The sequence below is a fragment of the Streptomyces sp. NPDC058964 genome, from assembly GCF_042741275.1.
GTDB lineage: Bacteria > Actinomycetota > Actinomycetes > Streptomycetales > Streptomycetaceae > Streptomyces.
This window is the reverse complement of record NZ_JBHYKH010000368.1, coordinates 1-9,105: the sequence shown is the minus strand read 5'-3', so window position 1 is coordinate 9,105 and position 9,105 is coordinate 1. Positions and strand designations below refer to the sequence as shown.

The 9,105-nt window shown below is 67.6% G+C and carries 8 protein-coding genes and 1 riboswitch; of the genes, 2 read left to right on the top strand and 6 right to left on the bottom strand.

Annotation, left to right across the window (positions count from 1 at the left end; genetic code table 11):
- The coding region (locus ACFW2E_RS33315) for a CBS domain-containing protein (protein WP_384471565.1) at positions 1-272 on the top strand (272 nt) is incomplete at its 5' end.
- A gap of 219 nt (positions 273-491) precedes the next feature.
- On the opposite strand, the gene ACFW2E_RS33310 is transcribed toward ACFW2E_RS33315, so the two are convergent.
- The 6 genes from ACFW2E_RS33310 to ACFW2E_RS33285 form a co-directional block, all read right to left on the bottom strand.
- Positions 492-1,289, bottom strand: coding sequence for a maleylpyruvate isomerase family mycothiol-dependent enzyme (locus ACFW2E_RS33310; protein ID WP_384471562.1), 798 nt, complete (start codon positions 1,287-1,289; stop codon positions 492-494).
- Positions 1,290-1,314: 25 nt separating this feature from the next.
- Positions 1,315-2,337: an ABC transporter ATP-binding protein gene (locus tag ACFW2E_RS33305; protein ID WP_384471559.1), complete on the bottom strand. Its 1,023-nt coding sequence runs from the start codon at positions 2,335-2,337 to the stop codon at positions 1,315-1,317.
- Complete coding sequence (locus ACFW2E_RS33300; protein WP_384471568.1) at positions 2,337-3,938, bottom strand: ABC transporter permease; 1,602 nt, start codon at positions 3,936-3,938, stop codon at positions 2,337-2,339. Before ACFW2E_RS33300 ends, ACFW2E_RS33305 begins: the two co-directional genes overlap by 1 nt.
- Positions 3,938-5,056 (bottom strand): thiamine ABC transporter substrate binding subunit, encoded by a 1,119-nt coding sequence (locus tag ACFW2E_RS33295; RefSeq protein ID WP_384471555.1) that lies wholly within the window; start codon positions 5,054-5,056, stop codon positions 3,938-3,940. Before ACFW2E_RS33295 ends, ACFW2E_RS33300 begins: the two co-directional genes overlap by 1 nt.
- Positions 5,057-5,145: 89 nt before the next feature.
- Positions 5,146-5,253: riboswitch (TPP riboswitch) on the bottom strand.
- A 23-nt stretch (positions 5,254-5,276) separates the two neighbouring features.
- Entirely contained in the window at positions 5,277-6,383 is a 1,107-nt protein-coding gene (gene rlmN, locus ACFW2E_RS33290) for a 23S rRNA (adenine(2503)-C(2))-methyltransferase RlmN (protein WP_384471552.1), read from the bottom strand.
- A gap of 159 nt (positions 6,384-6,542) precedes the next feature.
- Positions 6,543-7,193, bottom strand: coding sequence for a GNAT family N-acetyltransferase (locus ACFW2E_RS33285; protein WP_384471549.1), 651 nt, complete (start codon positions 7,191-7,193; stop codon positions 6,543-6,545).
- A 136-nt stretch (positions 7,194-7,329) separates the two neighbouring features.
- Here ACFW2E_RS33285 and ACFW2E_RS33280 point away from each other — a divergent pair, with 136 nt between their 5' ends.
- Entirely contained in the window at positions 7,330-9,051 is a 1,722-nt protein-coding gene (locus tag ACFW2E_RS33280) for a DUF6119 family protein (protein ID WP_384471546.1), read from the top strand.
- The last annotated feature ends 54 nt before the right edge of the window (positions 9,052-9,105 follow it).

Genomic DNA, 9,105 nt, shown 5'->3' with positions numbered 1-9,105 from the left:
CAGACCGGGACCTGACCGTCCGGATCCTCGCCGACGGCGGGGACGTGACAGACCGGACAGTGGGCGAGGCATGCAGCCGCGAGATGGTGGCTGTCGCCCCGGACGACGACGTCGACCGGGCGGTGCAGCTGATGCGGTCCAAGGCGCTTCGCCGGCTGCCGGTCGTCGACAACGGCCAGCCGGTCGGCATCGTCGCGCTCGGTGACCTGGCCGTGGAACGCGACCCCGGCTCCGCCCTGGGCGACATCAGCGCCGCCGACCCCAACGCATAACACACAACACCAGGTCGTACAGACACACGCATACCGGGACAGGGCCGTGGTAGGAGAGCGGCTGTGACACTCAACCGCCCTGCAGACAACGCCGGGGACCAGCCCGGCCCGGGGGCGCGCGCGGCGGGGTGTGGGGGGGGTGGGGGGGGCGCGCCGCGGCCCCCGCCCGCCGGTCGGGCTGGCCCGCCCCGGCGGCCGGGGCGCCCCCCCCACGGCCGTTCAGCCGAACGAGGCCCGCTCCAGCCAGGACTCCAGCACCGTCCGGTCGCCGAGGATCTCCAGCTCCAGGCTGTCCAGCGGCAGCCTGCGGTAGAAGGCGAGCAGGACGGCGGTGAGCGGGCCGCGCAGTGCCACCGCCGCCTTCTCGTGCCCGCGGCGCCAGTCGAGGCCCTCCGCGCCGTACTCGACGATCCACTCGGCGTTCAGTCCGGGCGGGGTGTCGGTGGCGTGGAGGTGGATGCTCCGGTCGGGCCCGGCCGGCCGCGGCGCGTCCTCGCGCCCCTTGCGCCGCTGGGCCCATTGCGCGATCTCCAGCCATTCGTCCAGGGCGTCGGCGGCCACGTCGGCCGCGACCTCGTAGGGCAGCCCGGCGGCGAGCGCGGCGTCCGCCCGGTGGACGGTGATCTCGTGCGTCATACGGCGGGCCCAGAACCCGGAGCTGCGGTCCCCGAGCCAGCCCCATACCTCGGTGTCCGGGCCGGCCTCCCGCAGTGTGCCGACGACCAGTTCACCGGTCTCGGCGAGCCAGGCGTCCAGGGCGGCGGGGTCGCCCCGCTCCCCGGGGCCGTCGTGGAGCGGGATCCGCTCCTGCGGGACGTTCTCCTGCGCGCGGACCGAGACGATGGCCTCCACCCAGCGCAGCGCACCGCCCATGTGCCGTACGAGCTGCTCCAGCGTCCAGTCCGGGCAGGTGGGCACGGTGGCGGCGAGGTCGGCACCGGAGGTCACCACCCGCCGCAACTGCCCCACCTGGTGGGCGATTTCGTCACAGTAGCGGTCATGTGCGAGTAACGTCATGGCCGTCACCCTAGGCGCACGATGATCAGCCGAGGACGACGATTTCGGCCGAGTCGAACTCCACCCCGGTCTCCTGCCCGACCTCGGGCGCCTCCCGCAGCGCGCACGCCGCCTCCAGCCGCGGGCCGCCGTCCTCGGGCCGGAGATGGACGGCGACGTGCGTCCCCCGGAAGGTGCGGGCGGTCACGGTGCAGCGCAGGCCCTCGCCGGAGCCCACCAGCCGCACACCCGCGGGCCGTACCAGCAACGACAGCGGGCCCTGCGGTGCGTCCTTGGGCACCGGGAGCTTGCCCCACGGAGTGGCCGCGGCCGCCCCCGCGACCGTCGCCGGCACCACGTTGTCGAAGCCCAGGAAGCGGGCCACGAACTCGTCCGCCGGACGCTGCCACACCTCAAGGGGCGTCCCGGACTGGGCGATCCGTCCGTCCCGCATCACCACGACCCGGTCGGCGAGGGCGAAGGCCTCACCCTGGTCGTGCGTCACGGCCAGCACGGTGGTGCCCAACCGGCCGAACAGCTCGCGGAGTTCGACGACCAGGCGTTCCCGCAGCGAGCGGTCCAGCTGGCCGAGCGGCTCGTCCAGCATCAGCAGCCGGGGCCGGGGCGCCAGGGCACGGGCCAGTGCCACGCGCTGCTGCTCACCGCCGGAGAGCCCGGCGACGGCCCGGCGGGCGGCACCCGGAAGCCCCACCAGGTCCAGCAACTCCCGCACCTCGGCGTCCCGCTGCCCCTTGGAGGTGCCACGCATCCGCGGCCCGAACGCCACGTTGCCGCCCACGTCCCGCTGGGGGAAGAGCTGATGGTCCTGGAACATCAGCCCCACCCCCCGCTTGTGCGCGGGCACACCCGTCTGGTCCCGCCCGTCGAGCGACACCCGCCCGGAGTCCAGCGGCTGGAGCCCGGCCACCGCCCGCAACAGCGTCGACTTGCCGCTGCCGCTGGGCCCGAGCACGCACACGATCTCGTGCTCGGCGACGGCCAGGTCCACGGCGTCCAGCACCGCCCGCCCACCGAAGCGCACGGTCGCGGCCTCGAGTCTCAGCAGCATCAGAACTCCCCCGTCCGGTCGGTCCGCAACCGCTCGAGCACCAGCAGCGCCACCGCGCACACCACCATCAGAATCGTCGACAGGCCCATCGCCTGCCCGTAGTTGAGGTCACCGGGCCGCCCGAGGAGCCGCGCCACCGCGACGGGCAGCGTCGGGCGGTCGGGCCGCGCGATGAACACGGTCGCCCCGAACTCCCCCAGCGACACGGCGAAGGCGAATCCGGCCGCGATCAGCAGCGCGCGCCGCACCATCGGCAGGTCGACCTCCCGCCACACCCGCCACGGCGACGCCCCGAGGACGGCCGCCGCCTCCCGGAGCCGTCCGTCCACCGCCCGCAGCACCGGCAGCATGGTGCGTACGACGAAGGGCACGCCGACCAGGGCCTGCGCGAGCGGCACCAGGATCCACGACTGGCGCAGGTCCAGCGGCGGCTCGTCGAGGGCGATGAGGAAGCCGAAGCCGACGGTCACCGCGGACACGCCCAGCGGCAGCATCAGCAGCGCGTCGAATCCGCGCACGATCCGGCCCGCGTCACGGCGGGCCAGCGCGGCGGCGGCGAGAGCTCCGATCAGTACGGCGATGGCGGTGGCGGCGACGGCGTACTGGAGCGAGTTCCCGATCGCGGTGATCGGCGCCACCAGGAACGTACCCGCGTCCTCGCTGGTCAGCGCGCGGTAGTAGCCGAAGCCGGGGGCGTCCAGCGACCGCCGCACCAGCACGGCGAGCGGCAGCACCAGGAGTACGGCGACGGTGGCGAGGACTCCGGCCAGCAGCGCCCACTGGCCCGCCCCGCGCGGCCGTCGTGCCGTCACCGACGCGTCGACCAGGCGCAGCGCGGTCTCCCGGCGCCGTACCGTCCGGGCGTGCACGGCGAGGATCGCGCCCACCGCGACGAACTGGACGATGGTGAGCACCGCGGCCGTGGAGAGGTCGAAGATCTCGGAGGTCTGCCGGTAGATCTCGACCTCGAGCGTGGAGAAGGTGGGGCCGCCGAGGATCTGCACCACACCGAAGGAGGTGAAGGTGAACAGGAACACCATCAGCGCGGCGGCGGCCACGGCCGGGGCGAGCGCCGGGAGGGTGACCTTGCGCCAGGCCCTCAGGGGCGACGCGCCGAGCATCCGCGCGGCCTCCTCCTGGCGCGGGTCGAGTTGCGACCACAGGCCGCCGACCGTCCGTACGACGACCGCGTAGTTGAAGAAGACGTGCGCCAGCAGGATCGCCCACACGGTCGTGTCCAGCCGTACGCCCCACAGTTCGTCGAGCAGCCCGCCGCGGCCGACCAGCGCGAGGAACGCCGTGCCGACGACGACGGTCGGCAGCACGAACGGGACGGTGACGACGGCCCGCAGGACCTGTTTGCCCGGGAAGTCGAGGCGCGCGAAGACGTACGCGGCGGGCAGCGCGGCCAGCAGGGTGAGCGCGGTGGAGGCGAGCGCCTGCCAGGTGGTGAACCACAGTATGTGCCGGACGTCGGACTGTGTGACGACGTCCGCGATCCGCCCGAACCGCCAGACGCCGTCCACCTTCAGGCCGCGGGCGACGATCGCGGTGACGGGGTAGGCGAAGAACAGCGCGAAGAACGCGACCGGCCCGGCCATCAGGGCGAGCCGCGCCGCGTTCCCCGTGCGCCCCTTGAAAGACACAGCTTCAGTACGAGCGACGTCCACGACTTGACCCACTGGTCACGGTTGGCGGCGATCCTGTCGGGGGCCATGGTCTCCGGGTCGGAGGCCTGCCGGCCGTACTTGACGAACTCCGGCGGCACCTGGGCGGCCTGGCGCACCGGGTAGACGAACATCTTCAGCGGCATGTCCTCCTGGAACTCCTTGGTGAGCAGGAAGTCGAGGAACGCCTTGCCGCCCTTGGTGTTCTTCGCGTTGCTCAGCAGCCCCGCGTACTCGGTCTGCCGGAAGCAGGTGCCGTACGACACCCCGGTCGGGGCCGAGTCGGGCTTCGGGCTCGCGTAGATGACCTCGGCGGGCGGGGAGGAGGCGTAGGACACGACGAGCGGCCGGTCGCCGTGCGCCTTCCTGCCGCCGGCCGAACCGGAGAACTCCTCGTTGTACGCCTGCTCCCAGCCGTCGACGACCTTGACGCCGTTGGCCTTCAGCTTCTTCCAGTAGTCCTGCCAACCCCCATCGCCGTACTTGGCGGCGCTGCCGAGCAGGAAGCCGAGGCCGGGCGAGGACGTGGACGCGTTCTCGGTGACGAGGAGGTTCTTGTACTCGGGCTTGACCAGGTCGTCGAAGGACTGCGGCGGGGTCAGCTTGTGCTTGCTGAAGTACGCCTTGTCGTAGTTGACGCAGATGTCGCCGGAGTCGATCGGCGTGACGCGGTGCTTGGCCTGGTCGACCCGGTACCGGGGCAGGACCAGGTCGGAGCCCTTGACCTCGTACGGCTGGAACAGCCCGTTGTCGAGGGCGCGCGACAGCAGGGTGTTGTCGACGCCGAAGAAGACGTCACCCTGCGGGTTGTCCTTGGTCAGGATCGCCTTGTTGACGGCCTGGCCCGCGTCGCCGTCGTTGAGGACCTTGACCTTGTAGCCGGACTGCTTCTCGAAGTCCTTGAGCACGTTCTTCGAGACGGCCCACGAGTCGTGGCTGACGAGGGTGACGGTCTTGGATTCCGCCGCTCCCGCGCCGCCGGACGATCCGCACGCGGACAGCGCGAGCAGACCGATCCCGGTGGCGACGGCCACGAGGGTCTTGTTGTGCACTGGATTCCTCCTGGGGGTGACCAGGAAGAGACGCGGCCCCGCCCAGGACCCGTGGAGGACTCCACCGGGGCCCGGGCAGGGCGCAACAGCTTGAGTGATGACCGAACTTCCTACCCAGAATGACCTGGGCGAGGTTCAGAGGGTCTGCGGCCCGGTTGCCGCACTCTCAGCGCTGTGGCGCTCCCCTGTCGGAATATGAAGATGTACTGACCCGGTCAGGTTACCGCTCGCTGGCCGCGAGCTGACCACAGGCACCGTCGATCTCCTGACCTCGGGTGTCCCGGATGGTAACCGGTACCCCGTGCGCCGCGATGGCCTCGACGAACGCCTTCTCGTCCTCAGGCCGCGAGGCGGTCCACTTGGACCCCGGTGTCGGGTTCAGCGGGATGAGGTTGACGTGGACGGGCTTGCCCTTGAGCAGCCGACCGAGCCGGTCGCCGCGCCAGGCCTGGTCGTTGATGTCCCGGATCAGCGCGTACTCGATGGACAGCCGGCGCCCGGACTTCGCGGCGTACTCGAACCCCGCGTCGAGCACCTCGCGCACCTTCCACCGCGTGTTCACGGGGACCAGGGTGTCGCGCAGCTCGTCGTCCGGAGCGTGCAGCGAGATCGCGAGGCGGCACTTGAAGCCCTCGTCGGAGAACCGGTGGATGGCAGGCACGAGCCCGACGGTGGACACGGTGATGCCGCGCTGCGACAGCCCGAGCCCGTCCGGCTCCGGATCGGTGAGCGCCCGGATGGCCCCCACGACCCGCTTGTAGTTGGCGAGCGGCTCGCCCATGCCCATGAAGACGATGTTCGACAGCCGGGCCGGGCCGCCGGGCACCTCGCCGTCGCGCAGCGCGCGCATGCCGTCCACGATCTGGTGCACGATCTCGGCGGTCGACAGGTTACGGTCGAGCCCCGCCTGCCCCGTGGCGCAGAACGGGCAGTTCATACCGCATCCCGCCTGCGAGCTGATGCACATCGTCACCCGGTCCGGGTAGCGCATCAGCACCGACTCGACGAGCGTCCCGTCGAACAGCCGCCACAGCGTCTTGCGGGTCGTGCCCTGGTCGGTGGACAGGTGCCGCACGACCGTCATCAGCTCGGGAAGCAGCGCCTCCCGCAGCTTGGCGCGCGAACCGGCGGGAATGTCGGTCCACTGCTCCGGGTCGTGCGCGTACCGCGCGAAGTAGTGCTGCGAGAGCTGCTTGGCACGGAACGGCTTCTCACCGACCGCGGCGACGGCCTCCTTGCGCTCGGCGGGCGACAGGTCGGCGAGATGCCGCGGCGGCAGCTTGGCTCCGCGCGGGGCTACGAAAGTGAGTTCTCCGGGCTTAGGCATGGCCCTATCAGTGTCGCAGATCGAATGGAGTGACCTGGGGCCCAAGGTCTCCATGGTGGTCGTTGCTGGTCGTCCTCGGCTGTCAGCAGGTCTTCTTGGACGGCCCAGAGACGGCCCGAGGACAGGCACTCTGCGAGGGCATCGATGCAGGTAGTCGGCCTAGGTCAAGACCCGCACCACGAGCTGCTCGGCCCCGACAGGGTAGATAGCGACCTTCCCCTGCGGATCAAGACGGAGCGGAGCACCTTCGCCGAGGGCCTCGAACCCCAGTCGGCCGTACCAGCGCGCGAGAGCCGGCTTGTCGACGTCCACCTGGGCGTACAGCACCTCGTAGTCGGCGGCGCTGTACTCGTCAACGAAGGCCCTCACCAGCGCCTCACCGATTCTGTCGCCACGTCTCTCAGGCGCAACGGCGACGGCCTTGAGTTTCGCAATGGAACGAGCCACGCCGCTGACCACAGACCGAGGAGCCTCCGCCATCTGTAACCGTCGCAACAGGCTCGCGGGAGGCAGGGCGAGGAGTGCCCCAACAAGTCCGGGGTCACCCTGTGCCTCGGCGACCAGGGCACGACGTAGACCCGCTCCGGACGAGGCATAGGTCCCCGCGTCGATGTGCTGCACCGCATAGTCGAGATCGTCGTACTCGGTGTCGATTGTCGACAGCAGCTCCAACACTCGCTGCCCCTCGCCACGACGCGCCTGCCTGATCACGACGCCTTCGACACCGCAGAAGTACACAGATCCTGACGCCTGCGCTTCGGCGGTGCTGCCCCGTCTGCGGCGCGGCTTGTTCTTCTTAGCCCTCCCCATGTGCAGCCACGCTAGGTCGTTCCACAAGCCGGCACCAGAGCGCCCATGCACGACGACTTCGGGCCAACAGACGACGGTTCAGGTCTGCTCACCACTGACCACAATTCGTTCGATTTGCTTGTTCGAGTGTCAAACCATGACCTCGAATGTACGATCCCTGATTCTGGACATCCGATTCGAGGGGTGGGGACCCATGGTCGATGCATCAGATGACTCGAGTGGCAAAGCAAGGCGATCCACTCTGTACCGACTCATCGATACGGATTCCAGTGACGCCGGACTTCGAGAATCGCTCGCCGATTACTACGCGAGCCATGACGACTTCACTGTCGAATCAACCGAAATTGATGGAGTTCCCGCCATAGCGATTTGGGGAATCGTAGGCAAGAAGGACCGGGCGGACTGGAGTGCCACCTTCAAGTCACTTACGGGAAAAGATGCGGAAATATCAAACCGCGCCGCAGCCGGAGCCATCGTGATAGGAGTATCAGGGGGGCCATACGCCCTAACTTTTGGCATGGGGCACCTACTTATCGACCCGTCTCGAATAGACTCCGGATTTGGACTTTCGTTCTCAATTCGATCCATTGAGCCGGAACTCATTCGGCAGGTAACACGCAACATTCTTGACAGTCGAGCGAGGGTGGACCGTAGCACCGTACCCGGCGGACAGTCGATTCGAGGGTTCGGGATCGAATCCTATGGAGAAATAGTCAGCCGACTCGCAGGAACCCTCGAAAAAGCGTCAATGACTTTCAATAGGGACAAACCAAAGAAGGTGGGCATAGCGGCCGCCGACTCCCTAAAAATACCACTGGGTGTAAAGCCTGCGGACCTCATCGGAGACCTACACGAGGTAACGAGAATCACCCAAACCTCATCTCCTGTACCCGAGTTGGGGTTTATTGACCAGATCCGATCGCTCAAATCGACCAATAAACAGGTCAGCAAGCTGGAAATTAAACTGTCCCAAGCGCTGGGCTCCGCGGACCGAGGACCGTTGGCTCTGACACTTCCTGCAGAGTGCGAAGAGCATGAACATGGGACGAATTCGTATCGCATCAAGATCGCCTCGGAGCGTTTCGAGGTTATCGAAGAGCTGAGCATCTCAGATGTCTTGGAGCGCGTGGAGGACCTTCCTCTTGGTGAGCGGCTGGACGCCCTGCGATCTGGCTACATCCAGATGTGCTCTGACGCTGATGGTCGGGACAAGGTCAGTAGGCAAGTTAAAGCGCACAAGTGGCTAGCGTTTGAGGCAGGACTAGACGCCGGACACTACTTCTATCACCAAGGGCGTTGGTTCGAGGTGGGGGACAACTATCTCGACTTTCTTCACAATCGACTCGATGAGGTATTTGCCCGCCCCGCATCGATTCAGCTACCCAAGTGGGACAGTCGCTGGGCGGAAGAAGAGGACTACAATCGGGAGGCCGCAAAAGCCATCCCAGGTGGCGCCGTCTGCCTCGACCGGAAGAAGATCCATACGAAACAACACCCCTACGGAATCGAGGCCTGCGACATAATCGGACCGAACAATGAACTGATACACGTCAAGAGGGCTTCTAGCTCAGCCCCGCTAAGTCATCTGTTTGCCCAAGGGTGGACGTCTATTGAAGCACTGAGGGCTGACCGAGAAGCGAGAGTCAAACTTCTGGCTCGCATCAGGCAGCGGAGCAACACTCACGCTTTCGATCCAAACGTGAAGCCGAAAAAGCTAATCTACGGCATTGCCATCAAGGATGACGCAACAGTATCCAGGGGAAACCTTTTCACCTTTTCCCAGGTGGCACTCATGAGAGCCATTAACGCGCTAGAAAACGCTGATGTTGATGTGGAGGTCATTCCCATCGCTCAATAGGCAGAGCAACTCTGTCGAGCAAGGAGCGGCCCAGGGCTCGCACAGGAAGGGACC

Bases quoted from the DNA above. Each gene is read 5' to 3' on its own strand.
- ACFW2E_RS33300 (WP_384471568.1), bottom strand. From the start codon at position 3,938: ATGGCCGGGCCGGTCGCGTTCTTCGCGCTGTTCTTCGCCTACCCCGTC.
- ACFW2E_RS33305 (WP_384471559.1), bottom strand. From the start codon at position 2,337: ATGCTGCTGAGACTCGAGGCCGCGACCGTGCGCTTCGGTGGGCGGGCG.
- ACFW2E_RS33285 (WP_384471549.1), bottom strand. From the start codon at position 7,193: ATGGGGAGGGCTAAGAAGAACAAGCCGCGCCGCAGACGGGGCAGCACC.
- ACFW2E_RS33280 (WP_384471546.1), top strand. From the start codon at position 7,330: ATGACCTCGAATGTACGATCCCTGATTCTGGACATCCGATTCGAGGGG.
- rlmN (WP_384471552.1), bottom strand. From the start codon at position 6,383: ATGCCTAAGCCCGGAGAACTCACTTTCGTAGCCCCGCGCGGAGCCAAG.
- ACFW2E_RS33310 (WP_384471562.1), bottom strand. From the start codon at position 1,289: ATGACGTTACTCGCACATGACCGCTACTGTGACGAAATCGCCCACCAG.